Source organism: Falsirhodobacter sp. 1013 (genome assembly GCF_051195255.1).
Classification (GTDB): domain Bacteria; phylum Pseudomonadota; class Alphaproteobacteria; order Rhodobacterales; family Rhodobacteraceae; genus Falsirhodobacter.
The window spans coordinates 84724-109561 of record NZ_JBNJLK010000004.1 but is presented as its reverse complement, the minus strand read 5'-3'; the positions used below and the strand labels follow the sequence as shown (position 1 = coordinate 109561).

Genomic DNA, 24838 nt, shown 5'->3' with positions numbered 1-24838 from the left:
GTCACTTGCCGTAGGTGGCCTCCAGCCATTTTTCCAGCCAGTGGATGTTGTAGTCGCCCGTCTGGATGTCGGGATTTTCCAGAAGCGCGTGGAACAGCGGCACCGTCGTGTCCACGCCGTCCACGATCAGCTCGCCCAAGGCGCGGTTCAGACGGGCCAGCGCTTCGGTCCGGTCGCGGCCGTGCACGATCAGCTTGCCGATCAGGCTGTCGTAATAGGGCGGGATCGAATAACCGCTGTAGAGCGCCGAATCCATCCGCACACCCAATCCACCGGGGGCGTGATAGACGTTCACACGGCCCGGGCAGGGGGAGAAGTTGGGCAGGCGTTCGGCGTTGATTCGCACCTCGATCGCGTGGCCGTTGATCGTCAGGTCGTCCTGCGTGAAGGACAGCGGCAGGCCGGAGGCAACACGGATCTGTTCGCGCACGAGGTCGACGCCGTAGATGGCTTCCGTCACCGGATGTTCCACCTGCAGACGGGTGTTCATCTCGATGAAGTAGAACTCGCCATCCTCGTACAGGAACTCGATCGTGCCGGCGCCGATGTAGTTGATCTTGGCCACAGCGTCCGCGCAGATCTTGCCGATGCGCGCGCGCAGCTCGGGAGAGATGGCCGGGCCGGGCGCTTCCTCGAACACCTTCTGGTGACGGCGCTGAAGCGAGCAGTCACGTTCGCCCAGATGGACCGCGTTGCCCTTGCCGTCGCCGAAGACCTGAATCTCGATATGGCGCGGCGTTTGAAGGTACTTCTCGATATACACTTCGTCGTTGCCGAAGGCGACCTTCGCTTCGGACCGCGCGGTGCGGAAGGCGATCTCCAGTTCCGACGGGTTGCGAGCGACCTTCATGCCGCGACCGCCGCCGCCGGCGGTCGCCTTGATGATGACCGGGAAGCCGATCTTGCCGGCCACGCCGATCGCCGTTTCATAATCCGGCACGCCCCCGTCGGATCCCGGCACCACGGGAATGCCCAGCGCCTTGGCGGTTTCCTTGGCCGTGATCTTGTCGCCCATGATGCGGATATGCTCCGCCGTCGGGCCGATGAAGGTGATCCCGTGATCGGCCAGCGCCTGCGCGAAGCCTCCGTTCTCGGACAGGAAGCCGTAGCCCGGATGCACCGCCTCGGCGCCCGAAATCTCGCAGGCGGAGATGATGGCCGCCTTCTTCAGATAGCTTTCCGAAGATGGCGCCGGCCCGATGCAGACGGATTCGTCGGCCATGCGGACATGCATCGCGTCGCTGTCGGCCGTGGAATGCACGGCGACCGAGGTGATGCCCATCTCGCGGCAGGCCCGGATGACGCGCAGCGCGATCTCGCCGCGGTTGGCGATCAGGATCTTGGAAAACATCCGACCCTCACTCGATGATCAGCAGGGGGGCGCCGAATTCCACGGGGGTGCCGTCGGACACCAGAACGCGCTTCACGACGCCGGATTTCGTCGCCGGAATGTGGTTCATGGTCTTCATCGCCTCGATGATGAGGACGGTCTGCCCCTCGGACACGGTCGCGCCCACGGTCACGAAGGGCGTCGCACCCGGTTCGGCCGCCAGATAGGCGGTGCCCACCATGGGGGAAGTGACGGCGCCCGGATGCTGTGCCGGATCCTCGACCGCCACGGCGGCGGCGGGGGTGGCGGACGGTGCGGCCAGAACGGGCGCGGCCACGGGTGCGGCCGCAACGGAGGTGGTGACGACGTTCACCTGCTTGACCACCCGCACCTCAAGGCTGTCATCGTCGCCATATTCACGCTTCACCGACAGTTCGGTCAGCTCATTGGCGTTCAGCAGTTCGGCCAGCGCCTTGATGAAATCGACGTCCTGTTCGGGGGATTGCTTGCTCATGCCGTCCTCGGGGTGCTTTGGCCATTCGGCCTTCGTTGCGTGAAAGCGCCCGTGGGCGCGTGATTGTCAGGGGTTATACGCGACACGAACCTCAAGGGAAAGCGTCCAAATCCCGCGCTTGCGGCGGGGGCGGGGGCGCTTTAGGTCATGGACATCGCAACCGGAGGCGCGGCGTTGGATTCGCTGATCGACAACATCATCGCCTTCGTGGAAGCCCATGAACGCTGGGCCTTCTGGATCGCGCTGTTCTTCGCGCTGGCCGAAACGATGCCGATCGTGTCGATCCTCATTCCCTCCACGGCGATCCTGATCGGGGTCGGTGCGCTGGTCGCGACGGGCGGCGTGGATTTCCTGCCGATCTGGGCGGGGGCGTCGGTCGGGGCCATCCTCGGGTCCTGCTTCAGCTGGTGGCTGGGCCGCCGTTGGGGTGAATGGGTGCTGGAACGGTGGCCCATGTCGAAAGACCCCCAGATGGCGGAACGTGGCCGTGCCGCCTTTGCCAAATGGGGCGGCGCCGCGCTGCTGATCGGCCACTTCTTCGGGCCGTTGCGCGCGATCGTCTTTCTGATGGCCGGCATTTCCCGGATGCCGTTCCGTCGCTTCATCGGATGGGACATCCTCGGGGCGCTGGCCTGGGCCTTTCTTGTTCCCAAATCGGGAGAGATCGGCGGCAATGTTCTGGGCTGGCTGTGGAACCTGATCACCGGCTGAACCGCGAAGGGCGCAAGATGACGGATGCCACCGCACACCACCCGCAGATGACGGGGCGCGCCCTTGTCCTCGGCTCCATCGGCGTCGTTTACGGCGACATCGGGACCAGCCCGATCTATGCGCTGCGGGAATCCCTGCACGCGGCCGGCGGCGCGTCCGCCACGCGGGCCGAGGTGCTGGGCATCATCTCCCTTCTTCTATGGACGATCATGCTGATCGTGTCGCTGAAATACGTCCTTCTGGTCATGCGGGCCGACAACAAGGGCGAGGGCGGGACCCTGTCGCTGGTGGCGCTGGTCATGCGCGCGTTGGCACGGCGGCCGAACTGGCTGCTGGCGCTTGGCGTGGTCGGGATCTCGCTGTTCTTCGGGGATGCGATGATCACGCCCGCCATGTCGGTGTTGTCGGCGGTGGAGGGGATGCGCCTGATCTCTCCGGATCTTGCGCGCTATGTGCTGCCGATCACGCTGGCCATCATCGTCGGGTTGTTTCTGGTGCAGAACAAGGGGACCGGAAAGGTATCCGTGTTCTTCGGGCCGATCATGCTGGTCTGGTTCGTGACGATGGCCGTGACAGGCCTGCTGCACATCGGGGACGATCCCGGCATCCTGCTGGCCTTCAACCCCCTTTATGCGGTGCGCTATGTCGTGGCCAACGGGGCGGGCGCGCTGGCGGTGATGGGGCTGGTCTTCCTTGCCGTCACCGGGGGGGAGGCGCTTTATGCCGACATGGGCCATTTTGGCCGACGCCCGATCCGCATCGCCTGGACGGCGGTCGTGCTGCCCGCGCTGGCGCTGTCCTATCTGGGTCAGGGCGCCGCGGTGCTGGCCCATCCCGAGATGGCGGAGAATCCCTTTTTCCTGATGGCACCGCCCTGGGCGCTGGTGCCGCTGGTCATCCTTGCCACCTTCGCCACCGTCATCGCCAGTCAGGCCGTGATCTCGGGCGCGTTTTCCATGGTGCAGCAGGCGGTGCAGACCGGGCTTCTGCCGCGGCTCGACATCCTGCACACCTCTGAAACGCAGGCGGGGCAGATCTACGTTCCGCGCATCAACTTCATCCTGGCGGTCGGGGTGATCGTGCTGGTGCTCGTGTTCCAAAGCTCCTCGGAACTGGCGAGCGCTTACGGGATCGCGGTGTCGGGCGACATGGTCATCACCTCGGTCCTCGCCATTATCCTGTTCCGCAAGGGGTGGCGCTGGCCACTGGCGGGGGTGATCGGGCTGATGGTCCCGATCCTGCTGATCGAGGTCCTGTTCCTGACGGCCAACGCGGCGAAGCTGGCGGATGGCGGTTATATTCCCGTCCTGATCTCGGCCGTGCTGTGCGTGATGATGTGGACGTGGGTGCGCTGCACCCGGCACGTGGTGGAAAAGGCGCGGGTGGGGCAGCTGAAGCTGACCACGCTGATCGCCATGCTGGACAAGTCCCACCCGCTGACGGCGCCCGGAACGGCCGTCTTCCTAACCTCGGAAAGCGAGGCCGCACCTCCGGCGCTTCTCCACAACCTCAAGCACAACCACGTCCTGCATGCGCAGAACTTCATCGTCACCGTCAGCGTGGCCGACGCCCCCTATGTGACGGACGACGCCCGCATCACGCTGGAACCGATCGACGGGCGCTTTTCGCGCATCCGCATGTCGTTTGGATACATGGAAACGCCCAACGTGCCCAAGGCCCTGATGCTGGTCCGGCGCGAGGGCAAGAGTTTCGACATCATGAGCACGTCGTTCTTCGTCAACCGCCGAAGTTTCCGAAGCAGCACCAGCCAGGCGCTGCCGGCGTGGCAGAAGCGGCTCTACATCTCCATGACGCGTTCGGCCTCGGACGCGACGGACTTCTACCGGCTGCCGTCGAACCGTACGATCATGCTGGGACAGCAGATGACCCTTTAACCGAACGGACGGTTGCCTATATCGGGCGGGAAAGGGGATTCCCATGCAACACTATTCCATGCTCGACCTGTCACCCGTGCCCGAGGGGCAGACCCCGGCCGAGGCGCTGGCCCAGACGGTCGATCTGGCGCAACTGGCCGAAGCGTCGGGCTATCACCGCTTCTGGCTGGCCGAACATCACAACATGCCGGGCATCGCCTCGGCCGCGACGGCGGTGGTGATCGGGCAGGTGGCGGCGCACACGTCGCGCATTCGCGTGGGGGCGGGCGGGATCATGCTGCCGAACCACGCGCCGCTGGTGATCGCCGAGCAGTTCGGCACGCTGGCCACGCTGTTCCCCGGCCGGGTCGATCTGGGACTGGGCCGCGCGCCCGGGACCGACATGGGCACCGCCCGGGCGCTGCGCCGCAACCTGCAGGCGGGCGACACCTTCCCGCAGGACGTGGTCGAACTGATCGAGTATTTCGACGAGGCGCCCCTGAACGCCCAGATCCGCGCCATCCCAGGCGAGGGGACGCAGGTGCCGGTCTGGATCCTCGGCTCCAGCCTGTTCGGGGCGCAGCTGGCGGCCTATCTGGGGCTGCCCTACGCCTTCGCGTCCCACTTCGCGCCCCAGGCGCTGGAGGAGGCGATCGCGACCTATCGCGAAACATTCCGCGCGTCGCGCTTCCTCGATAAGCCGTACTTCATGCTGGCGGCCAACGTCTTCGCGGCCGACACGGATGAGGAGGCGGCCTACCTGCGCACCTCGCAGCAGCAGGCCTTCGCGAACCTGCGGCTGGGACGACCCGGCCGCCTGCCGCGCCCGGTCCGGAACATCGAGGAGGTCGTGCCGGCTGCCTACCTCGCCGCCTCGAACGAGGCGCTGGCGATTGCGGCCACCGGATCGGCCGACACGGTGCGCAAGCAGTTGGGCATCCTTGTCGACCGCTACAAGCCGGATGAGGTGATGGTGACCGGCATGATCCACGACCATGCCGCCCGCAAGCGCAGCTTCACCATCGCTGCCGAAGCGCTGCGCGATCTGGTCGGGATCGCGCAGGCCGCCTGATCAGTGCTTGCGCAGGTACTGGATCTGGCGGGGGTGAATCTGCCCCAGCCAGGTTTCGGTCAGCGGTTCGCCATTCGGGCTGACGAGGTTGGCCCGGAGGTCCAGAGTTTCGGCATCGGAGGCCACGTCGAAGGTCAGGCGGAACGTGTCGTTCTTGCCGACCACGGCCACCACGCCCGGCTCGATCGGCTTGAGGCCGCCTGATATTCCCACGTTGAAGTTCACGTCGTCGCGCGTCAGGCCCTTCAGCACGTCGCCGGTAAATTCGACATGGACCTTCACCTGGTTGTCGGGGCGCGGGTTGCCCGGATAGCCGCCTTCGCCGATCCGCGTGGCCGAGGTGCGGGCCACGTTTTCCGGGATCGGCACGTCCTCGGCCCAGTGCAGGCGATAGTTGAAGTCCATCTCCTGCCCCGGTTTCGGCGCTTCGGCGGGCGTCCAGAAGGCGCCGATGTTGTCATAAACCTCGTCATTCGTGGGCAGTTCCACCAGCGTGACGGCGCCCTTGCCCCAGTTTGACGTCGGCTCCACCCAGACCGAGGGGCGCTTGTCGTAGAAGATGCCGTCGTCCTGATAGTTCTCGAAGTTGCGGTCGCGCTGCAGCAGGCCGAACCCGCGCGGGTTCTCGTCCGAGAAGGTGGAGGTCACGACGCGGTCAGGGTTGTTCAGGGGACGCCAGATCTCCTCCCCCTTGCCGGTCACCATCATCAATCCGTCGGTGTCGTGCACCTCGGGCCGCCAGTCGGAGGAGGCGAAGCGGTTGATTTCCGAGAACCAGAACATCGACGTCAGCGGCGCCACGCCCAGACGTTCGACGCCGTTGCGGAAGAAGAGGCGGCTCTGCACCTCGGCCACCTGGCCCAGACCGTTGCGGTTGGTCAGGGTGATCCGGTAGGCGCCCGCGACGCTGGGACTGTCCAGCAGCGCGTTGATGATGAGGTCCTGCGAGGGATCGGTCGGCGTTTCCAGATAGAATTCCGTGAAGCGCGGAAACTCTTCGGTCTGGGCGGTGCCGGTGTTCAGGGCAAGGCCGCGAGCAGACAGGCCGTATTGGCGGGCAAACCCGTCCGTGCGGAAATAGGACGCGCCGAGGAACGAAATCCAGTCCGTCTTCAGGTCCGGCCGCATGACGCGGAAACCTGCAAAGCCCGTGTCATCGCCCAGCAGCATCGCCGGGCTGTCTTCGGGCATGGTGAAGTAGTTGCGGTGATACAGGATCTGCCGCGCCTGACCGTTCGCGACCTCAAAGATCTTCACGGGCTGCTGGAAATACTTGCCGAGGTGGAAGAACTGCACCGGCGCGTCGCCGATCTTGACCGTTTCCTCATTCTTGAAGCGGATGCGCCAATGGGCGTTGAAGTCGATCTGGCCAAGGATGTCGGGATGGACCGGTTCCACGGGCTGGAACGCCTTGGTGGACATGTCGCGGGCGCGCGCGGTCAGCTGGTCGAAGCTGAAGGGCTGCGCTTCGCCGAAGCGGTGCTGGGCTGCATCCTCGACCGGGGCCGTGGGGGTTGGGGTCTGCGCCTGCGCGGCCGGTGCGATCAGCGACAGCGAGAGGGCGGTGGCGGCAAGGATCCGGAACCTCGAATGCGACAAGTGATACCTCGGAGGGGAATTGCGGTTGCGCGGATGTTGCCTCCTTTTCCAACGCTTGCAAGGGTTACTATGCCGCGGATGCGGGTCTCCGCCGGTGCATAACCTTCCGTTAGGGAATATCGTGGCATCCTGCGCCGAACCGATGGAGAGGCCACGTGACGATCATCCGCCAAAAGCTTTCCCGTCCGGCCCCGCAGGAAGACGGGGCCGCGCGCGCCTGGCGTCAGGCCTTGCCCCGCGCCGTGCTGGAGGCCGTGGGGCTGGACATCGTCCTGACCGCCGTCACCGTTGATCGGAAGGGGCTGGCCGATCTGCCGGCCCTTGTGCCCGATCACGCCCTGATCCTGTCGCTGGCGGATGAAAACGGCGCGCGCGGCGCGATGATCCTTTCGGCGGAACTGACGGCGGCGATCGTGGGGATGCAGATGACCGGCCGCATTCCCGCCGATGCGGCGGCTCGCCGTCCGACGCGCATCGACGCCACCCTTTGCAGTGGGGCCGCCGACGCGGCCATGGTCGCGCTTGGCGCGGCGCTGACCGCGGATGCGGACCGCTGGGCCCACGGCTTTCACAGCGACGGTTTCCTGCCGGACGCCGAGGCGCTGATCCTCGCGTTGTCGGCCGATGATCTGAGGGTGATGCACAGCAAGGTGGTGCTTGCGGGCGCGGCCAGCGGCGGGCGCGCGGCCAGCCTTTGGCTGATCCTGCCCGCGCTGGCCGCCGTGCCGGAGGCGCAGGCCGAGGATCTGGCGTTCCGCGACGATCTGGCCGAACAGATCCTGTCGTCGGAAACGCTTCTGCAGGCGGTGTTGTGCCGGTTCTCGGCGCCCCTGTCCGCCGTGATGCAGCTGCGGGTGGGGGAGGCGATTCCCTTGCCTCGCGCCTCGCTGGAGGAGGTGCGTCTGGAAACCGCCGCCGGTCAGGGGGTCGGGCAGGGGCGGCTGGGGCAGAATCGCGGGATGCGCGCCCTTCGCCTGATGACGGAGGAACGTCCCGCCTCGGCCGAGATCGTGCCCCTGCGGGGGGTGGCTTAGGCCATCCGCTCCAGCGTGGGGCGCAGGTGGTTCAGGTCATAGCCGTGCTGCGCCGGCAGACCCACCAGATCGTCGACCGGCATCTGCCCCGCATGGACCAGGGCCCAGAGGATGGAACTGCGGTTGCCCGACGCGCAATAGGCGAAGACCGGACCCTCCGCCTCGTCAATGGCGGCGCGCTGCACGTCGAGCATCTCGTTTGTCAGCTGTCCGGGGATGATGGGGTTGGCGACGAAGCACAGGCCTTCCGCTTCCACCGCCGCGCGCATGGCGTCGGTGTGCAGGTGGGGCGGAATCTCGTTGTCGGGGCGGTTGTCGATGATCGTGGTGAAGCCCGCCTCGCGCAGGGCCGCCACGTCCTCAAGCGCGATCTGCGGCGAAACGGCGTAGGTGTCGGTGATCTTGCGGATGTCCATGCGGGGGTCTTTCCTGAAGCCGGGGCCTGAATTCGCCCGACGTTACCGCCCCGATCCGCCCCCCGCAATGGTCAGGACAGGATGACGCCCGCGACCACCATCATCAGGCCCAAGGCCGAAACGCCCAAGGAGGCCGTGTTCAGCAACGTCAGCTTGCGGAACCGTTCCTGCAGGGCCGGCCCTTCAAGTCCTTCGTTGCGCGCGCGCAGCGCAAGTTGGATGCAGCGCGCCAGCCCCACGATGCCGCCCAGGCACAACACCGCGCCGATCCAGACCAGCCATTCCATCGCGACCCCTTCCATTCCATCGGCCGAGGGGGTAACCCCGTCACCGGCAACTGGCAAGCGCGCACCGTCCGCCGCCTTGCCGTTCGCGGCGGCCTATCCCGGGCCGCATCCACGACATCACCTACAGCATCCGGGCCGAGAAGACATGAGCGATCCCCTCGATTCCTACAATGTCACCGCAGACGAACTGCGCCAGTTCATCGAGCGCTTCGAGCAGCTTGAAGCCGAAAAGAAGGACGTGAACGAACAGCAGAAAGAACTGATGGCCGAAGCCAAGGGCCGCGGCTACGACACCAAGGTGATGAAGAAGGTCATCGCCCTGCGCCGTCGCAAGCCCGACGAGATCGCCGAGGAAGAGGCGATCATGGACATGTACAAGGCCGCCCTTGGCATGCAGTGACCGTCAGGGGGCGAGGAACGTCACCCCCGGCGTCCGCTGAATGCGCTCGATGTCGGCCTCGTAGCGGGCCGTCATCTCGTCCACGTGGGCTTGGGTCCAGCCCGGCATCTCGAACTCCGCCTCGACCACCTCGGGGCGCACGAATTCCGACAACAGGTTCCCGATCATGTCGCGCCGCCGGGCCAGGTCCGGCACGGGCGTTTCCGACATGATGGTCTGCAGGCGGCGCACCCCCTCGTCCTCCATCACGTGGTGCAGGATATCGTCCCATCCCGTCAGCGCGGTCCCGTCCTCCACCCCGGCCACGGCGGCGAGAACTTCGGGCCAGATCATGGGGGTATCCTCATCGCACCAGACGGTCAGCGGCGCATGCGGCACAAGGGAGCGGAGGTCGTTCACCACCTCGGACCAATAAAGGTCGAGAGGGTCGACATCGCCGATGATCTCCGACACCGGGCGGTTGCGCTTGCGCGAACACAGGTCGGGCAGGAAGGTCGCCGGGTTCCGAATCGCCATGTAGATCTGCGTCTCATGGGACGGGAAGGTGTTCTGAAGCCCGCGGACGCGTTCCCCCGCTTTCGAATAGAAGCGTCCCCGCACGGCCCAGTTCGGATAGGCGAGGAAGCTGTCCCATGACAGGATGATGCGGTCGGCCTGCTGTTCGTCCATGATCTGCTCGATCATGATGGCCTCGGTCTCGGCGCTGGCGGCCTGGCCCTGAAGCGTGCTGGCGGCGTCGCGCAGCAGGTTGCGGTAGATGTCCGGATCGGGAACCGCGATTCCTTCGGCCGCGAGCGCCTCCGCATTGGCCTGAAGGCAGCGGAGCAACCGGCCGTCATCGGTGCAATGAACGCCAACATGGAATGCGATCTGCATCAGTGTTCCTTTGTCTGCTCTGTCCCCATATAGCCTTCCCGGGGCGGCGAGTGAACCGCATACCGAAAGGGTTGCCACCCGCCCACAGTCGCGCTACAGACGGCACGGCGCCTCTATAGCTCAGCTGGTAGAGCGGCTGATTTGTAATCAGCGGGTCGGCGGTTCGAGTCCGTCTGGGGGCACCAATATTTCCGATGCTTTGGCCCCCTGTCCGCGAGATAGGTCCACCCGCATGGGCTTCTTCCGCTGACCAAGTGAAGGGCTGAGGTGAGGGCTAAATCCCGTTCCACCTGTGTCTGTAGAGGGTCAAAGCGCCCGATGTGTAGGGCAAGAAGCAGGGGGTCCTTTCCCGACTTTGCAGCGTGCTTGCCAAAACACTCATGCAAACCCGCCTCGCCGTGCTCCCGACGTCCATCGACCTGTGCAGATGTTCGCGCAAGGAAGATGTCAGGGTTTCCGCCCGGACTTGTACGATGCTCCCGACAGCGGCCGTGATCAGGATCGCTTTCAGTCCGCGCTTGCTGCCGATGATCCTGAACCTGCGCGTCGGGACCAGTGGTGCTTGCGGCCATCCGGCGATGCCAGAAAGCCGGCGGATAGTGAAGATCGACGCCGCCACCCTCGCGGTGCTGCGTTCACCACATCAGGTTGGTTGACCTCTTCGGATGCCGCATGGCGTTGCGTGGGATCGCAGCACGGAAAGATTAAGAGTCGGTTGCTTTTACGCACGGCCGTTTGGGTCGACGTCAACTCTTCCCATGGCAAATTCCCAACTCGTGAACCTGATCAGGTGTGATCACTACTGCCCCTGCTTCGTCGATCTCTCTGCGCGGTCCGCGGGACCGTCAGACCAGGCGCTCCGCCACTTGGGGTCTTGTTGTTAAAGGTGCCGTGCTTGTGACGCCTCCTTTGGGCACCCGCACCGTTGCAAAGCCCGCCGAGCGAGTCCGGCAATCACTCCTGACGGCCGCCTGAAGGCGTCAGGGTTCCGCTGTGGATCGTCTGGGGGCTGACGTCCGGGCGGGTCAGGGCGGTGAAGCCACCGTTGTAGATAGCCTGATCACCTGATTTCTTGAAGGAGATTCCCGTTGGAAGTTCTTAACAGCGTCAGCGACGCACCCGTCGCCTCCGCCTATGACATCTATGTCGAGGTGCAGACCGTTCTGGGACTGCCTGCACTTACGAAAGCCCAATGGGTCGACAGCATGGGAATGAAGGACTCCGACCGCGAATTGATCGCGACCGGAGTCGCCGCGGCCGCCGAGGTCAAGCTTCTGGCAGAGCAAGTGGAAGAAAGCCGTGACGCCGTCGGTGCCGCCATGGTCAAGGCGACCAAGGCGGCGAAGCAGGCTAGCTCTGCGCTTGAGCAGGTGCGGCAAGCCGCGCAGGTCGTCGCCCAGGACCGTGCTGCCGTTGCTGCAAGCGTGCAAACGGTCGCTGAAACGGACCGGGCTGTTTCGGCGAAGGTGAGCGGAGCGGCCACCAGCGCCACCACGGCGGCCGCGAAAGCCACGGAAGCTGGCGCGAGCGCCGAACTGGCCGCGACCAATGCCGCTGCTGCGGCCACCAGTGCGACGGCGGCCGGCGCAAAGGCCACGGAAGCTGGCACGCGCGCTGCGGCCGCAGCGGCCAGCGCGACCACTGCAACCACCAAGGCCGCCGAAGCCTCGGCCAGTGTGCAGGTCGCCGCGACCAAGGCGGCAGAAGCGACGGCCGCCCGAGATGCTGTTTTGGCCAAGCTGGAAGGCGTCGGCGGCATTGAGGCCGATCTGGCCAGCGTCATGCAGATGATCGCGTCCCTGACCGCGCAGGTCGATCAGCTTTTGGGCGGCGCCGAGGATCAGCCCCAGCCCCTTCGCGATGAACTTACAGTGGAAACGACCCCCGACACGATCGTGGTGCACGGGTAAGACAGGACAAGACATGCCTCGTAAATTGTGGTGGCGTCTCGCCAGCAAACCGGCCATCGTCAACGAAGTGACCGGAAAGGATACGTTCACCGGTCCCTGGATCCTTGTGAGCGGGCTGCAACCCGACACGGATTATGAAACGTCGACCGTGTCGTCCACCGGCCCCTGGACCAAGGTCCGCACCAAGCCAGCGGACACCGTTCCCGCCGACCGAATCCCGGTCATCAAGCAAACCCACGGCGGCCGTCCGAACTGGATTCCGGCGGATTACTACAAGGCGGGCCAGGCGGAGTTCCTCGATCCCGTGGCGCACCCGCACATCATGGGCGTCACGACCCGCACCGTGAAGTCCGGCCGCTACACGGACCCGACGGTATGGAGCACCGGCAAGGTGCCGGGGAAGGGCGACGTCGTTGCCGTGTCCCAAGGCCACGTGCTGATCGGAGACAAGAACGACGACGTGATCCTGAAGGACATGCTGGTGGAGTTTGGCGGCACGTTCCGTCTGGCCACGGACACCGACACGCGCTGGCGGCTCGACACGTTCATGGCGATGGGCAACCTGATCCTCGTGGACAAGACGCCCAGCGCGACGCCGGGAAAGGTCAAGCACCAGTTCATCTGGCACATCCAGCAGGCGCCCGGGGCCTCCACCCGTGGCGGTCTGATGGCCATGGGGCCGACCCGCATCCACGGCGCGCAGAAGAAAAGCCATCTGCGCATCGGCCTGTCGTCCGAGCAGATCGCGAAAGGCGAAACGGTTCCCGCTGTTCGCGCCGGCGCGACGAAGGCGTACATGCCGGGGCTTGCGCAATCGGGATGGCGCGTGGGGCAGTACATGATGTTCGGCGGGACCGAATACGTTCCGCTTGCATCGACGGACCCCGACTACAAGGGGCCGACCACCTACTACAACCCCGGCCGGAACACGACCAGAACGCTCAACCGGTATCAGTTCGGGCAGGAAGAAGAACGGATCATCACCAAGATCGACGGGGATTGGGCCCATTTCGCGGAACCCCTGATCTATGATCACGTCGGCATGGAAGGCATGCTTCCGCAGGGCCAGCACGTGGTGAATGCACCGGTCGTCGGCAACCCCAGCCACAACATCGAGTTGCGCAGCGCCTCTGCCGAGGAGGACGGCCATCTTGATCCGACCGCGGACCTCGTCAACCTGCAGAAGCGCGGACATTCGATGTTCATGCGCTCTCCGGATGTGGACGTGCGTTATTTCTCCACCAAGAACATGGCACGCACCGACACGAACCCGACGCTTTGGGTGGACGAGTATCCGAGCGACGCCATCGCCGTCACGGGCGGCGTCCAGCCGCTGCTGAGCGCCAAGACCGGCGGCGTGGCCATCGCCGACCCCCTCAACGTCCGGGGCCGGTATTCCATCCACTTCCACTGGTGTCAGGGGCCGTATCTGGCCTCCGCGCAGATCAACTGCATCGGGGCCTCGGCCTGGGCGCCGCTGAACGCACCGCCGGTGCCGGGCTGGGCCATCACCCAGCACGGAACGCGCATGGCGATCGAGGACTGCTTCGCGTTCAACGTGCGCGGGGTCGGCATGGTGTCTGAACTCGGGAACGAGATCGGGCACTGGGCCCAGAACCTGTCCATGTTCTGCCGGGGCGACGGGGAAAGCAGCGATTGGGGCCAGCGTCAGGAAATGCACGCGAACCACAACGATTCCGCGGGCATAGGATTCGGCAACCAAAGCCGCATGATCCTGATGCACGGCAACATCTCGGTTTCGTGCCGCTACGGGTATCTGTACCACGCCCAGAAAAGCCACTGGCAGAAACGCTGGTTGCGCGACATCGACATGCGCTTCAAGGACGGGCTGATCAAGGGCACGAACGGATCGGGCCAGAAAAGCTATGACGAATACCTCGCGCATTTCCGTGCACAGATACCGCCGTTCCTCGACAACGAGGCCCATGCCTGCACCGTGGGGTTCGAGGTCGTCCACCGTCTGTCGTCAACGAACTGGGCCCGCGATTTGACGCCGATGCTGATGGAGCGGTTCCACTGCCTGAACGTGCCCTCGCCATGGGTCGTGGGGCAATACTCCAACTCCTATTACGTCAAGGACTGCCTTTGGAAATCGCCGAAGAAGGGGAAGGGCTACACCGCGGCCTCGCTGGGCAACGTCACCTTCGGCTGGAACTTCGCGAACCTGCGGCTGATCGACTATGACACCCAATTCGCGGATGTCGGCGGCGGCCTGAACTATGACGGGTTCTTCATCGACATCGGCGTGGATGGTGGTGGCGCGTTCACCAACGCCCCCGTCACCAAACGGACCGGGATCACGCTGGAAAGCAAATGGGGCGTCATGGGCGACGCGGAAAAGATTTCCAACGATTCGGGAATCGCGCGCCGCTACAAGCCGATCACGGCGGCGGATCTTCCACAGCCCTATCCCCTGGCACCTTACGGGTATGGCGGTGTGCTGCCAAAGGGCTACGCGCAGGTCCCGGTGGGCAAGGCACCCTATTTCATCCTGGGCAACGGCGTCGACATGACGGGCGTGAACACCACGCTTGCGGCGGGGGCAGGCCGCAGCGCCGGCAGCGTCCACGGCATCATCGTGGATTCGGTGGGGGTGCGCCGTTGGCCGGATGCGCAGTCGTCGGAAAGCTCCTTGTCGAATGTCAGCGTGAAGGGACCGATCAACCTCGACAAACTTCAGCCCGAACAGCTTGTTCAGCGGTGGGGCTGCTGGAAGGACAACGGCGTGGTCAAGTCGCGGGCGTGGTTCCCGATCGCCGATCGCTACACCCATGTGCGGAGCCACTTCCACATCGACTTCACCATCACCGGGCTGAGCGCCGATTTCATCGCGGCGCATGACATCGGGGGGGCGGGCAACGCTCCGGACTGGCCGGACAAGCTGGAAGCCGTGACGGCGCAACAGGCCCCGTTGATGCCGGTGTCGCGCAGCCTGCGTTTCCTGTCGCGGACGCGGCTGGAAGCGGTGGCGGGTCATACCCTGGCACACAACCTGCTGGCCGACGAGGTGAACGCGCGGTTCACCATCTCGGGCGGGGCGGACGCCGCGTTGTTCCGCATCTCGGGCCGTCAGCTGCAATGGGCGGACAATGGTGCCCGGGCCATCGGGAGCGACAACACCTATGACGTCACGCTTCGCGTGATGGACACATGGGGGAACTATCAGGACGAACCCCATCAGGTGGTCGTGATCCCGGGCGAACGGGTGACGACAGAGATCGTGGACACGTTCGATCGGGCGGATGAACTCCTGCGCGTGAAGCATCCGAAAGCGGTCGCACTGGCCGGGAACCTTGACGTCTGGGCGATCCGGGCGAACAAGCTGGCCTATCTAGGCGGCGCCGGGGTGCCTCATCTGGTCAGTCTGGGCTCGCTTGGTTCCAGCGATCAGGAAATCATCGTGAGCTATCAGGCCAGCCAGGGCGCGGCGACGGCCTTCAGGGTGGTGGACGCCAAGAACTACCTGTCGGCGCGGCGACTGGAAGGGGGGATTGTCTCCCTCATCCTGAGCATGACCGTGGCTGGGGTGACGACCGAGGTGGCCCGGTTCCGCAGCCCGGGCACGGTGGACGTCCGGATCACGGTAGAGGGTCGCAAGCTGGTCGTCCGGCATAACGGCACCTCGACCACCGAGCCGGTTGTTCATTATCCGAAGAACGCCGGGTACCAGGTGTTGTCGGCCTTCGAAAGCGGCCCTCATTGGGAGCCCGGCGCCTTGCTGCTGCCGGCCAACGCCCCCATGGGCACTGAGGTGGGGTTCGTGGCGGTCGAGGCGGGGGCATCGAACCCGACCCTCGACAACTTCACCGCGCGTGCCTTGAACTCTTCGGTCGGCGCATAGGCCTGATGCTGAACCGGGACGTGGGTCCATGATCCACGTCCCGCCTGCGGCGGGCCCCGACGCTGGCACCATCAAGCCCCGCCATCGTGCGGGGCTTCTTTTTGCCTTCCGGCCGCGTCCGCGCAGGGCGGGTTCGTCAGCGTTTCTTCGCGACCGCGTTGGCCACGACGTCCTTCGTGCTGGGAGCCGCCGCGATCACCTTCGGCACCTCCTTCTTGGGCTTCTTTTCGTCGCGCTTGCGCTTGTTCATGCCCTTGGCCATGACATGGCTCCTTTGTGGTTGCCGGGAATCGGCGGGTCTGCCAGCTTAGGCCTTTGCCGAAGAATAGATACGCAAATCGGCGCTACTTGCGATCCGGCAGCTTGCGGGTCGACACCCACACGATGGGCACCACCGACAGCAGGATCCCGGACACGAGAAGGCCGATCGCCCCGAGGCCTGCAGGCGTGACCTCCAGCTCCAGATCGGCGCGAAGATGCCTGGATCGCAGGTGAAGGGAGGCGCGGTTCGTTTCGCGGAAGGATGGGCGGCGCATGGGACATCTCCGGTAAGATCATGGCCTGAACCCATGGGGAGGGGGTTTGGTTTCCGACCCCGCGGGCCGGACCGTTTCGGGGTTGGCGACCGGCAGAGCAACGGGTAGCGTCCGCCTCAAGGAGCAATGGAGGAGCCTGTCATGGTCGTTGCCGGTGAGCCAAGTTTTCGCGAGTCCGTCGATCTGATGTTCAATCGTGCCGTTCGGCACATGGATCTGTCGCCGGGCCTGGAGCAGAAGATCCGCGTCTGCAACTCCACCTACACGGTGCGGTTCGGCGTGCGGCTGCGCGGCAAGATCGAAACGTTCACGGGCTACCGTTCGGTGCATTCCGAACATATGGAGCCGGTGAAAGGCGGCATCCGCTTTGCGCTGAACGTCAACCAAGACGAGGTTGAAGCCCTTGCGGCGCTGATGACCTACAAATGCGCGCTGGTGGAAACGCCGTTCGGCGGGTCCAAGGGCGGGTTGTGCATCGACCCCCGCCAGTATGACGAGCGGGAGCTGGAACTGATCACCCGCCGCTTCGCCTATGAACTGATCAAGCGCGACCTGATCAACCCCGCCCAGAACGTGCCCGCGCCCGACATGGGGACGAGCGAGCGCGAGATGGCCTGGATCGCCGACCAGTACGCGCGGATGAACACCACCGACATCAACGCCAAGGCCTGCGTCACGGGCAAGCCGCTGAACGCCGGCGGCATTCAGGGCCGGGTGGAGGCCACGGGTCGGGGCATCCAGTTCGCGCTGCGCGAGTTTTTCCGCCACCCCGAGGATGCGGCCAAGGCTGGCCTGTCGGGCAAGCTGGACGGCAAGCGCGTGGTCGTGCAGGGCCTTGGCAACGTCGGCTACCACGCCGCGAAGTTCCTGTCCGAGGAGGACGGCGCCAAGATCACGGCCATCATCGAACGTGACGGTGCCTTGGTCGGGGACGCGCTGGATGTGGAAGACGTCCGCCAGTGGATCGTCAAGACCGGCTCGGTCCGCGACTATCCGAACGCGCAGTTCGTGGAAGATGGCGCGAAGTTGCTGGAGGCGGAGTGCGACATCCTGATCCCGGCCGCGATGGAAGGTGCCATCCACCGGGGCAACGCCGAACGCATCCAGGCCCCCCTGATCATCGAAGCGGCGAACGGCCCCGTCACCTTCGGCGCGGACGAGATCCTGCGCAAGAAGGGCACGCTGATCATTCCCGACATGTACGCCAATGCCGGCGGCGTGACGGTGTCTTATTTCGAATGGGTGAAGAACCTGTCGCACATCCGCTTCGGCCGGATGCAGCGCCGGGCCGAGGAAGCGCGCCACGAGCTTCTGGTGAACGAGCTGGAGCGTCTGTCCTCGGACAAGGGTCTGGGCTGGACGCTGTCGCCGGACTTCAAGAAGCGCTACCTGCATGGGGCCGGAGAGTTGGAGCTGGTGCGCTCCGGCCTCGATGACACGATGCGGACGGCCTATCAGGCCATGCGCGAGGTGTGGCACGGCCGCGACGATGTCGAGGATCTGCGCGTGGCCGCCTATATCGTGTCCATCAGCCGAGTGGCCGCGACCTACCAGTCCAAGGGCCTGTAAGACCTCGCGCGCCGGGCACCGTCCGGCGCGCCCCCTATGGACACGGGGCGGCGTTGCCCCGATATAGAAGCCATGTCCCTTCCGAACGGCTTCCTTGACGAATTGCGCACCCGGATCTCGCTGTCCCAGGTTGTGGGGCGCAAGGTCACCTGGGACGTGCGCAAGTCCAACCAGGGCAAGGGCGACTGGTGGGCGCCGTGCCCGTTCCACCAGGAAAAGTCGGCCTCGTTCCACGTCGATGACCGCAAGGGCTTCTATTACTGCTTCGGTTGCCACGCCAAGGGCGACGCCCTGACCTTCGTGAAAGAGACGGAGAACGTGTCCTTCATGGAGGCGGTGGAGATCCTGGCGCGCGAGGCGGGCCTTCCCATGCCGGCCCGTGACCCCCGCGCCGCCGAAAAGACCGACCACCGCACGCAGCTGGTTCAGGTCGTGGAAGAAGCGGTGAAGCATTACCGTTTGATGCTGAAATCGGGGCAGGGCGTCGCCGCGCGCGACTATCTGACCGGCCGGAGGCTGAGCGTCGAGGCGCAGGAGCGGTGGGAGATCGGCTTCGCGCCGGATCACCGTCAGGGCCTGTTGCAGGCGCTGACCGCCAAGGGGATGTCGGCCGATCTGCTGGTGGCCGCCGGCGTCTGCGCCCGGCCTGACGATGGGGGCGCGCCTTACGACCGGTTCCGGGGCCGCATCATCTTTCCGATCCGCGACGCGCGGGGGCGGGCGATCAGCCTTGGCGGTCGCGCGATGGACCCGAACGCGCGCGCCAAGTACCTGAACGGCCCGGAAACGGACCTGTTCGACAAGGGCCGCAACCTTTACAACCACGGCCCCGCGCGCGAGGCGGCGGGCAAGGGCCGTCCGCTGATCGTGGCCGAGGGCTACATGGACACGATCGCCCTGTCCGAGGCCGGGTTCGCCGCCACCGTCGCCCCCTTGGGGACGGCGATCACCGAGGAACAGTTGCGTCTGATGTGGCGCATCGCAGACGAACCCGTGATCGCGCTGGACGGGGATGCCGCGGGCATCCGCGCCGCGTTACGTGTCGTCGATCTGGCGCTGCCGCTTCTGGAAGCGGGCAAGGGATTGCGGTTTGCCGTCCTGCCCTCGGGCCTTGATCCGGATGATCTGATCCGGGCGCAGGGCGCGCAGGGGTTCCAGAAGGTGCTGGACGGGGCCGAGCCGATGGTGCGCCTTTTGTGGCGGCGCGAAACGGAAGGGAAGGTCTTCGACAGCCCCGAACGCCGCGCCGGGCTGGACAAGGTGTTGGGCGCGGCCATCGCCCGTATCGCCGACCCGTCGATCCGCCATCATTATGGCGAGGAGATGAAGCGTCTGAAGTGGGAGCTGTTCGGTGTCCGCCGCAGCAGCCAGACGCCCTTCGTGCCGGGAAAGCGCGCGCAGCCGCCGGCCGTGCCCACCAGCTCTGCCCGCCAGTCGCTTCTGGCCATGGTGGAGGACGAGGCGATGGCGCTGGACCTGCGCACCGCCGTTCTTCTCGCGGGCTTCGCCACGCATCCCAGCCTGATCCCGGCCTTCGAGACGGCGATCGAGCGCATGGTCGTCCGCCAGCCCGAACATCGCCGCGTGCAGGAAGCGCTGCTGGCCCATGATCTGGGGTCGGTGGAGGCAGACCTTGAAACCCTGCTGGCGCTGCCCCATGTTCGCATCTCTCCGCCGGTACGCAACCCGGAGGATACCGATCTTGCCCGGATGTGTCTGGCCGAGGAGTTTGCGAAACTGGACGCCGCCCACGGGGTGGAGATCGAGATCCGCGAAGCCATGGAGGATATGGAAGGGTTGGCCGATGAAGGGCTGACATGGCGTTTGCAGCAGGCCGCCGAGGCGCGCAACAACGCCGGACGAACGCGGCTTGACGACGCGGGTGACCTGGGCGAAGACCGCTCGGCCCTCTCGCGTCATCTTCAGGATTTGATCGACGGCCAGATCTGGGTCAAGAAAAAGGGCTGAGGCGCTTACATCCTTTGTGATTCGCGCTATTGATTCGAGAAAGGCCGTGGCGATTCGCGCCGCTGCGGCACATCCGCTAGGAGCTATCATGGCAATCAAAGATACCGACGACGGCAAGCACGAGGATCAGGAACAGGATTCCTCGCTGGACATGAGCCAGGCCGCCGTCAAACGGATGATCGCCGAGGCGCGCGAACGCGGCTACATCACCTATGAACAGCTGAACACCGTCATCCCGCAGGATCAGGTCTCGTCCGACCAGATCGAGGATATGATGGCCATGCTTTCCGAGATGGGGATCGAGGTCCGCGAAGAAGGCGAGGCCGAGGAAGAGGGTGGTGCCGTGGTCGCGGCCGCCTCCACCTCGCGCGATGTGGCCGTCGCGGGCACGCAGTCCGAAACGCTGGAACGCACCGACGATCCGGTGCGCATGTACCTGCGCGAGATGGGGTCGGTCGAACTGCTGAGCCGCGAGGGCGAGATCGCCATCGCCAAGCGGATCGAAGCCGGCCGCAACACGATGATCGCGGGCCTGTGCGAAAGCCCGCTGACCTTCCAGGCCATCACCATCTGGCGCGACGAACTTCTGTCCGAAGACATCCTTCTGCGCGACGTGATCGATCTGGAAGCCACCTTCGGCTCCGCCATGGACGCGGATGGCGAGATGGAGGGCATCGGCCTTGAAGGTGTCGAAGTTTCGGGTGAGGCGCGTCGTCAGCCGACGAGCAGCGAGCCGGAACTGGACGCCGACGGCAACCCCATCCGCAGCGACGACGACGACGAGGATGACGATGCCTCCGCCATGTCGATCGCAGCGATGGAAGCGTCGGTCCGCGAGGAGGCGCTGAGCATCTTCGACGCCATCGCCCAGAACTACGACACCCTGTCGGGCATGCAGGACGACCGCATGCGCTCCACCATGGTGGGGGAAACGTTCGTCAAGGAATCCGCCTATCAGAAGCTGCGGACCGAGATGGTGGTGCTGGTCAACAGCCTGCACCTGAACAACAACCGGATCGAAGCGCTGATCGACCAGCTTTACGGCATCAACCGCCGCGTCATGTCCATCAACTCGGGCATGGTGAAGCTGGCCGACGCGTCGCGCATCAACCGGCGGGAGTTCATCGACGAGTATCAGGGCTACGAGCTGGACCCGACCTGGATGGACCGCATGGCGGCCAAGGACGGGCGCGGCTGGCAGACGCTGATGGAGAAGAGCCGCGACAAGGTCGAGGAACTGCGCACCGAGATGGCGCAGGTCGGCCAGTATGTCGGCGTCGACATCTCGGAATTCCGTCGCATCGTCCAGCAGGTCCAGAAGGGCGAAAAGGAAGCCCGTCAGGCCAAGAAGGAGATGGTGGAAGCCAACCTCCGCCTCGTGATCTCCATCGCGAAGAAATACACGAACCGCGGTCTGCAGTTCCTGGACCTGATCCAGGAAGGCAATATCGGCCTGATGAAGGCCGTGGACAAGTTCGAGTATCGTCGCGGCTACAAGTTCTCCACCTATGCCACCTGGTGGATCCGTCAGGCGATCACCCGGTCCATCGCGGATCAGGCGCGGACGATCCGCATCCCGGTTCACATGATCGAGACGATCAACAAGCTGGTCCGCACCGGCCGCCAGATGTTGCACGAGATCGGCCGCGAACCCACTCCCGAGGAACTGGCCGAGAAGCTGCAGATGCCGCTCGACAAGGTCCGCAAGGTCATGAAGATCGCGAAGGAGCCGATCTCCCTCGAAACCCCGATCGGGGACGAGGAAGACAGCCAGCTTGGCGACTTCATCGAGGACAAGAACGCGATCCTGCCGCTGGACAGCGCCATTCAGGAAAACCTAAAGGAAACCACGACCCGCGTTCTGGCGTCATTGACGCCGCGTGAGGAGCGGGTTCTGCGGATGCGCTTCGGCATCGGCATGAACACCGACCACACGCTGGAGGAAGTGGGCCAGCAGTTCAGCGTCACGCGTGAACGGATCCGTCAGATCGAGGCGAAGGCGCTTCGCAAGCTGAAGCATCCCAGCCGTTCGCGCAAATTGCGGAGTTTCCTGGACCAATGATGAAATACATCGCCTTGGCCGCCATCGTGTCGGCCGCACCCGCCCACGCCTACATCACCGATGAAAGCTACTACGTGTCCGGCGATGCGCAGCAGTTCCACGTCCGGTATGAACCGGGCGCGGCGGCGCGCAACTACTGGTGCGCGGCGGGGCAGTTCATCGACGACTATCTGGGCATGCTGCCGACGACCCCCATCTACCGCATCTCGCCCCGGCCGTTGCAGCGCGGGGAGGGGATGACCTTCTCCACCTCGCCCGAAGGCGCGATCGGGGAAACGGGCGTGGCGGTCTTTCCGGCCACCGACCATCTTTCCGCCGGTCACGCCGCGTCGCTGTGCGAGCCGCGGGTCTATTACGACCGCGATTGATGCAGACGGTCTTTACCCTGCCCACTGATGGGCAGGGCCTTTACGAATTCACTTCCCAAGTGGCCCGGTGGGTGAAGGGGGACGGGCTGCTGACGCTGTTTATCCGCCACACCTCCGCCTCCCTCCTGATCCAGGAAAACGCGGATCCGGAGGTGCAGACGGACCTGCGCGCATTCTTCGCGCGGCTGGTGCCGCCCTCCGACCATCCCTCCATGCGCTACCTGACCCACACCTATGAAGGGCCGGATGACATGCCCGCGCATATCAAGGCGGCGCTGCTTCCCGTCAGCCTGTCGATCCCGGTCGCGGCGGGTCGTCTGATGCTTGGACGCTGGCAGGGCATCTACCTCTTCGAACATCGCGACGCCCCCCACCGGCGGGAGGTGGTTGCGCATCTGTTGGGTTAGTGCGACAATCGCACGCAATATGCGGTAGGTTGCCGGCATCGACAGGGGTTTGGAATGCGTTGTCCGTTCTGCGGAAACATCGATACGCAAGTGAAGGACAGCCGTCCGGCCGAAGATCACGTCTCCATCCGTCGCCGCCGGTTCTGCCCGGGCTGCGGCGGGCGGTTCACGACCTATGAACGGGTGCAGCTGCGCGATCTGGTGGTCATCAAAAGCTCCGGCAAGCGCGAGGATTTCGATCGCAGCAAGCTGGAACGGTCCATCCGTATTGCAATGCAAAAACGACCGGCGGAGCCCGAACGGCTGGACCAGATGATCTCGGGCATCGTGCGGCGGCTGGAAAGCCTGGGCGACACGGACATCCCTTCCAAGGTGATCGGAGAGATCGTGATGGAAAGCCTCGCCCGGATCGACACGGTCGGCTATGTGCGCTTTGCCAGCGTGTACAAGAATTTCCATTCGGCCGACGATTTCGACAAGTTCGTGGCCGAACTGCGCCCGATGGCCGTCCGCGAGGAATGACCGACGCGGCGCGTATGGCCCACGCCCTGAACCTTGCGCAGCGGGGCTTGGGCAATGTCTGGCCGAACCCCGCCGTGGGCTGCGTGATCGTGAAGAACGGGCGTATCGTCGGCCGCGGCTGGACCCAGCCCGGCGGCCGTCCCCATGCCGAGGCGCGGGCGCTGGTTCAGGCGGGTGAGGCCGCGCGCGGGGCCACCGCCTATGTCACGCTGGAACCCTGCGCCCATCACGGCAAGACGCCGCCCTGTGCCGAGGCGCTGATCCGTGCCGGCGTCGTTCATGTGGTCACGGCCCTGACCGACCCCGATCCAAGGGTGGCAGGTCGCGGGCATGCCATGCTGCGCGCCGCCGGGGTGACGGTGACGGAGGGCGTGCTGGAGGCGCAGGCCCGTCGGCTGAACGAAGGCTTCCTGCGGCGCGTCGAACAGGGCCTGCCACATGTCACCCTGAAGCTGGCCACCACGCTGGACGGGCGCATCGCCACGTCCTCAGGCGAAAGCCGCTGGATTACGGGGGCGGAGGCGCGTCGGGCGGTGCATGCGATGCGCGCGCAGCACGACGCGGTCATGGTGGGCGTCGGCACGGCGCTGGCCGATGATCCGGACCTGACGGTGCGCGATCTGGGCACGGTGCGTCAGCCGCTGCGGATCGTGCTGGACGGCACCCTGCGCCTGTCCCCCGACAGCCGCCTTGGCCGCACCGCGCGGCAGGTGCCGGTCTGCATGATCCACCGGGAAGCCACCAATGACGCCCAACAGGCGTGGCGGGACACCGGCGCAACGGTTCTTCAGGCCGACACGCTGGAAGCGGCCTTGCGGGAGCTTGCCCGCCAAGGCCTGACGCGGATCTTCAGCGAGGGCGGGGCCACGGTGGCCGCCAGCCTTCTGACCGCGGGGCTGGTGGGGGAGGTGGTGACCTTCACGGCCGGCGCGGCGATCGGAGGCGATGGCGTGCCGGCGCTTGGGGCGCTGAACCTTGCAGCCTTGGCCGACGCCCCCCGGTTCCGGCTGGAGGAGCATCGCCGCATCGGCGGCGACACCCTCACGCGATGGCGCGCCTGATCACCAGTGGCCGGTGTTCTCCATCGAGGCCCACGGCTCGGCCGGGGCGAGGCGTTCGCCTTTCTGCAGCAGCTCGATCGACACGTTGTCCGGGCTGCGGACAAAGGCCATGTGCCCGTCGCGCGGCGGGCGGTTGATCGTCACGCCGTTCGCCTGAAGATGGGCGCACAGGTCGTAGATGTTGTCGCATTCATACGCCAGATGGCCGAAATGGCGGCTGTCCGAAGGCAGGCCTTCGTCGCCGTCCCAGTTGTAGGTCAGTTCGACCGGGCATTCCGGCTGGCCGGGGGGCGCCATGAAGACGAGGCTGAAACGAGCCTTGTCATTCTCTATACGCCGGGTTTCCTCCAGCCCCAAAAGATGAAAAAAGGCCATGGACGCGTCTAGGTCTTTCACGCGGACCATCGTGTGCAAGTATTTCATTCGGCTTCTCCTTTGGCCGAAAGTTAACACAACAGGC

24 protein-coding genes and 1 tRNA gene are annotated in these 24838 nt (G+C 65.3%); 16 read left to right on the top strand and 9 right to left on the bottom strand.

Annotation, left to right across the window (positions count from 1 at the left end):
• Window position 1 precedes the first annotated feature (1 nt).
• The gene (gene accC, locus ACSHZY_RS08520) at window positions 2-1351 is read right to left on the bottom strand and encodes an acetyl-CoA carboxylase biotin carboxylase subunit (RefSeq protein WP_435168147.1); all 1350 of its coding nucleotides are present in this window, start codon (window positions 1349-1351) and stop codon (window positions 2-4) included.
• Window positions 1352-1358: 7 nt separating this feature from the next.
• On the bottom strand, window positions 1359-1844 hold the full coding sequence (gene accB / locus ACSHZY_RS08515) for an acetyl-CoA carboxylase biotin carboxyl carrier protein (RefSeq protein WP_435168145.1): 486 nt from the start codon (window positions 1842-1844) through the stop codon (window positions 1359-1361).
• Window positions 1845-1991: 147 nt separating this feature from the next.
• Here accB and ACSHZY_RS08510 point away from each other — a divergent pair, with 147 nt between their 5' ends.
• The 3 genes from ACSHZY_RS08510 to ACSHZY_RS08500 are packed head-to-tail and all read left to right on the top strand — an operon-like array spanning window position 1992 to window position 5501.
• Window positions 1992-2555, top strand: a complete 564-nt coding sequence (locus ACSHZY_RS08510; protein WP_435168144.1) for a DedA family protein — start codon at window positions 1992-1994, stop codon at window positions 2553-2555.
• 17 nt (window positions 2556-2572) lie between these two features.
• The gene (locus tag ACSHZY_RS08505; protein ID WP_435168142.1) at window positions 2573-4450 is read left to right on the top strand and encodes a potassium transporter Kup; all 1878 of its coding nucleotides are present in this window, start codon (window positions 2573-2575) and stop codon (window positions 4448-4450) included.
• A 43-nt stretch (window positions 4451-4493) separates the two neighbouring features.
• Window positions 4494-5501: an LLM class flavin-dependent oxidoreductase gene (locus tag ACSHZY_RS08500; protein ID WP_435168141.1), complete on the top strand. Its 1008-nt coding sequence runs from the start codon at window positions 4494-4496 to the stop codon at window positions 5499-5501.
• Here ACSHZY_RS08500 and ACSHZY_RS08495 read toward each other — a convergent pair whose 3' ends face one another.
• Window positions 5502-7100 (bottom strand): glucan biosynthesis protein, encoded by a 1599-nt coding sequence (locus tag ACSHZY_RS08495; RefSeq protein WP_435168140.1) that lies wholly within the window; start codon window positions 7098-7100, stop codon window positions 5502-5504.
• A gap of 155 nt (window positions 7101-7255) precedes the next feature.
• Here ACSHZY_RS08495 and ACSHZY_RS08490 point away from each other — a divergent pair, with 155 nt between their 5' ends.
• The gene (locus ACSHZY_RS08490) at window positions 7256-8134 is read left to right on the top strand and encodes a FliM/FliN family flagellar motor switch protein (RefSeq protein ID WP_435168139.1); all 879 of its coding nucleotides are present in this window, start codon (window positions 7256-7258) and stop codon (window positions 8132-8134) included.
• Here ACSHZY_RS08490 and ACSHZY_RS08485 read toward each other — a convergent pair.
• Both ACSHZY_RS08485 and ACSHZY_RS08480 read right to left on the bottom strand, forming a co-directional pair.
• The gene (locus tag ACSHZY_RS08485) at window positions 8131-8550 is read right to left on the bottom strand and encodes a TIGR01244 family sulfur transferase (RefSeq protein ID WP_435168138.1); all 420 of its coding nucleotides are present in this window, start codon (window positions 8548-8550) and stop codon (window positions 8131-8133) included. The genes ACSHZY_RS08490 and ACSHZY_RS08485 overlap by 4 nt on opposite strands.
• A gap of 71 nt (window positions 8551-8621) precedes the next feature.
• Window positions 8622-8852: a hypothetical protein gene (locus ACSHZY_RS08480; RefSeq protein ID WP_435168137.1), complete on the bottom strand. Its 231-nt coding sequence runs from the start codon at window positions 8850-8852 to the stop codon at window positions 8622-8624.
• Window positions 8853-8982: 130 nt separating this feature from the next.
• On the opposite strand from ACSHZY_RS08480, the gene ACSHZY_RS08475 reads away from it, so the two are divergent.
• Window positions 8983-9237, top strand: a complete 255-nt coding sequence (locus tag ACSHZY_RS08475) for a DUF2312 domain-containing protein (RefSeq protein ID WP_435168135.1) — start codon at window positions 8983-8985, stop codon at window positions 9235-9237.
• A 3-nt stretch (window positions 9238-9240) separates the two neighbouring features.
• Here ACSHZY_RS08475 and ACSHZY_RS08470 read toward each other — a convergent pair whose 3' ends face one another.
• A complete protein-coding gene (locus tag ACSHZY_RS08470) occupies window positions 9241-10113 on the bottom strand; it encodes a hypothetical protein (RefSeq protein ID WP_435168134.1) in 873 nt (290 codons plus the stop codon).
• Between the two features lie 109 nt (window positions 10114-10222).
• Between ACSHZY_RS08470 and ACSHZY_RS08465 the strand changes: the two genes are divergently transcribed.
• The 4 genes from ACSHZY_RS08465 (at window position 10223) to ACSHZY_RS08450 (ending at window position 15885) form a co-directional block, all read left to right on the top strand.
• Window positions 10223-10298, top strand: a tRNA-Thr gene (locus ACSHZY_RS08465).
• A 195-nt stretch (window positions 10299-10493) separates the two neighbouring features.
• On the top strand, window positions 10494-10769 hold the full coding sequence (locus ACSHZY_RS08460) for a hypothetical protein (protein WP_435168133.1): 276 nt from the start codon (window positions 10494-10496) through the stop codon (window positions 10767-10769).
• 432 nt (window positions 10770-11201) lie between these two features.
• Entirely contained in the window at window positions 11202-12023 is an 822-nt protein-coding gene (locus ACSHZY_RS08455) for a hypothetical protein (RefSeq protein WP_435168131.1), read from the top strand.
• Window positions 12024-12036: 13 nt separating this feature from the next.
• On the top strand, window positions 12037-15885 hold the full coding sequence (locus tag ACSHZY_RS08450; protein ID WP_435168129.1) for a hypothetical protein: 3849 nt from the start codon (window positions 12037-12039) through the stop codon (window positions 15883-15885).
• A gap of 136 nt (window positions 15886-16021) precedes the next feature.
• Here the strand turns inward: ACSHZY_RS08450 and ACSHZY_RS08445 are convergent, their stop codons facing one another.
• A complete protein-coding gene (locus tag ACSHZY_RS08445; protein WP_435168127.1) occupies window positions 16022-16147 on the bottom strand; it encodes a hypothetical protein in 126 nt (41 codons plus the stop codon).
• Between the two features lie 82 nt (window positions 16148-16229).
• Window positions 16230-16421 carry a hypothetical protein gene (locus tag ACSHZY_RS08440; protein WP_435168126.1) on the bottom strand — a complete coding sequence of 64 codons (192 nt, stop codon included), beginning with the start codon at window positions 16419-16421 and terminating at the stop codon, window positions 16230-16232.
• A gap of 141 nt (window positions 16422-16562) precedes the next feature.
• Here ACSHZY_RS08440 and ACSHZY_RS08435 point away from each other — a divergent pair, with 141 nt between their 5' ends.
• The 7 genes from ACSHZY_RS08435 to ribD all read left to right on the top strand — a co-directional run bounded on the left by ACSHZY_RS08435 (window position 16563) and on the right by ribD (window position 24378).
• On the top strand, window positions 16563-17990 hold the full coding sequence (locus ACSHZY_RS08435) for a Glu/Leu/Phe/Val family dehydrogenase (RefSeq protein ID WP_435168125.1): 1428 nt from the start codon (window positions 16563-16565) through the stop codon (window positions 17988-17990).
• A 72-nt stretch (window positions 17991-18062) separates the two neighbouring features.
• The gene (gene dnaG, locus ACSHZY_RS08430) at window positions 18063-19958 is read left to right on the top strand and encodes a DNA primase (RefSeq protein ID WP_435168124.1); all 1896 of its coding nucleotides are present in this window, start codon (window positions 18063-18065) and stop codon (window positions 19956-19958) included.
• Between the two features lie 88 nt (window positions 19959-20046).
• A complete protein-coding gene (gene rpoD, locus ACSHZY_RS08425; protein ID WP_435168123.1) occupies window positions 20047-22020 on the top strand; it encodes an RNA polymerase sigma factor RpoD in 1974 nt (657 codons plus the stop codon).
• A complete protein-coding gene (locus tag ACSHZY_RS08420; RefSeq protein WP_435168121.1) occupies window positions 22017-22388 on the top strand; it encodes a hypothetical protein in 372 nt (123 codons plus the stop codon). The genes rpoD and ACSHZY_RS08420 overlap by 4 nt, the downstream gene beginning before the upstream one ends.
• Window positions 22388-22795, top strand: coding sequence for a secondary thiamine-phosphate synthase enzyme YjbQ (locus ACSHZY_RS08415; protein ID WP_435168119.1), 408 nt, complete (start codon window positions 22388-22390; stop codon window positions 22793-22795). Before ACSHZY_RS08420 ends, ACSHZY_RS08415 begins: the two co-directional genes overlap by 1 nt.
• Window positions 22796-22849: 54 nt before the next feature.
• Entirely contained in the window at window positions 22850-23317 is a 468-nt protein-coding gene (gene nrdR, locus ACSHZY_RS08410) for a transcriptional regulator NrdR (protein WP_435168117.1), read from the top strand.
• Entirely contained in the window at window positions 23314-24378 is a 1065-nt protein-coding gene (ribD, locus tag ACSHZY_RS08405; protein WP_435168116.1) for a bifunctional diaminohydroxyphosphoribosylaminopyrimidine deaminase/5-amino-6-(5-phosphoribosylamino)uracil reductase RibD, read from the top strand. Before nrdR ends, ribD begins: the two co-directional genes overlap by 4 nt.
• On the opposite strand, the gene ACSHZY_RS08400 is transcribed toward ribD, so the two are convergent.
• The gene (locus ACSHZY_RS08400) at window positions 24379-24801 is read right to left on the bottom strand and encodes a VOC family protein (protein WP_435168114.1); all 423 of its coding nucleotides are present in this window, start codon (window positions 24799-24801) and stop codon (window positions 24379-24381) included. It abuts the gene before it with no gap.
• Window positions 24802-24838 lie beyond the last annotated feature (37 nt).

What these genes read in the sequence shown, in the direction of transcription:
- accC (WP_435168147.1), bottom strand. Translation starts at nt 1,351, where the DNA reads ATGTTTTCCAAGATCCTGATCGCCAACCGCGGCGAGATCGCGCTGCGC.
- accB (WP_435168145.1), bottom strand. Translation starts at nt 1,844, where the DNA reads ATGAGCAAGCAATCCCCCGAACAGGACGTCGATTTCATCAAGGCGCTG.
- ACSHZY_RS08510 (WP_435168144.1), top strand. Translation starts at nt 1,992, where the DNA reads ATGGACATCGCAACCGGAGGCGCGGCGTTGGATTCGCTGATCGACAAC.
- ACSHZY_RS08505 (WP_435168142.1), top strand. Translation starts at nt 2,573, where the DNA reads ATGACGGATGCCACCGCACACCACCCGCAGATGACGGGGCGCGCCCTT.
- ACSHZY_RS08500 (WP_435168141.1), top strand. Translation starts at nt 4,494, where the DNA reads ATGCAACACTATTCCATGCTCGACCTGTCACCCGTGCCCGAGGGGCAG.
- ACSHZY_RS08485 (WP_435168138.1), bottom strand. Translation starts at nt 8,550, where the DNA reads ATGGACATCCGCAAGATCACCGACACCTACGCCGTTTCGCCGCAGATC.
- ACSHZY_RS08480 (WP_435168137.1), bottom strand. Translation starts at nt 8,852, where the DNA reads ATGGAAGGGGTCGCGATGGAATGGCTGGTCTGGATCGGCGCGGTGTTG.
- ACSHZY_RS08475 (WP_435168135.1), top strand. Translation starts at nt 8,983, where the DNA reads ATGAGCGATCCCCTCGATTCCTACAATGTCACCGCAGACGAACTGCGC.
- ACSHZY_RS08470 (WP_435168134.1), bottom strand. Translation starts at nt 10,113, where the DNA reads ATGCAGATCGCATTCCATGTTGGCGTTCATTGCACCGATGACGGCCGG.
- ACSHZY_RS08460 (WP_435168133.1), top strand. Translation starts at nt 10,494, where the DNA reads ATGCAAACCCGCCTCGCCGTGCTCCCGACGTCCATCGACCTGTGCAGA.
- ACSHZY_RS08450 (WP_435168129.1), top strand. Translation starts at nt 12,037, where the DNA reads ATGCCTCGTAAATTGTGGTGGCGTCTCGCCAGCAAACCGGCCATCGTC.
- ACSHZY_RS08445 (WP_435168127.1), bottom strand. Translation starts at nt 16,147, where the DNA reads ATGGCCAAGGGCATGAACAAGCGCAAGCGCGACGAAAAGAAGCCCAAG.
- ACSHZY_RS08440 (WP_435168126.1), bottom strand. Translation starts at nt 16,421, where the DNA reads ATGCGCCGCCCATCCTTCCGCGAAACGAACCGCGCCTCCCTTCACCTG.
- ACSHZY_RS08435 (WP_435168125.1), top strand. Translation starts at nt 16,563, where the DNA reads ATGGTCGTTGCCGGTGAGCCAAGTTTTCGCGAGTCCGTCGATCTGATG.
- dnaG (WP_435168124.1), top strand. Translation starts at nt 18,063, where the DNA reads ATGTCCCTTCCGAACGGCTTCCTTGACGAATTGCGCACCCGGATCTCG.
- rpoD (WP_435168123.1), top strand. Translation starts at nt 20,047, where the DNA reads ATGGCAATCAAAGATACCGACGACGGCAAGCACGAGGATCAGGAACAG.
- ACSHZY_RS08420 (WP_435168121.1), top strand. Translation starts at nt 22,017, where the DNA reads ATGATGAAATACATCGCCTTGGCCGCCATCGTGTCGGCCGCACCCGCC.
- ACSHZY_RS08415 (WP_435168119.1), top strand. Translation starts at nt 22,388, where the DNA reads ATGCAGACGGTCTTTACCCTGCCCACTGATGGGCAGGGCCTTTACGAA.
- nrdR (WP_435168117.1), top strand. Translation starts at nt 22,850, where the DNA reads ATGCGTTGTCCGTTCTGCGGAAACATCGATACGCAAGTGAAGGACAGC.
- ribD (WP_435168116.1), top strand. Translation starts at nt 23,314, where the DNA reads ATGACCGACGCGGCGCGTATGGCCCACGCCCTGAACCTTGCGCAGCGG.
- ACSHZY_RS08400 (WP_435168114.1), bottom strand. Translation starts at nt 24,801, where the DNA reads ATGAAATACTTGCACACGATGGTCCGCGTGAAAGACCTAGACGCGTCC.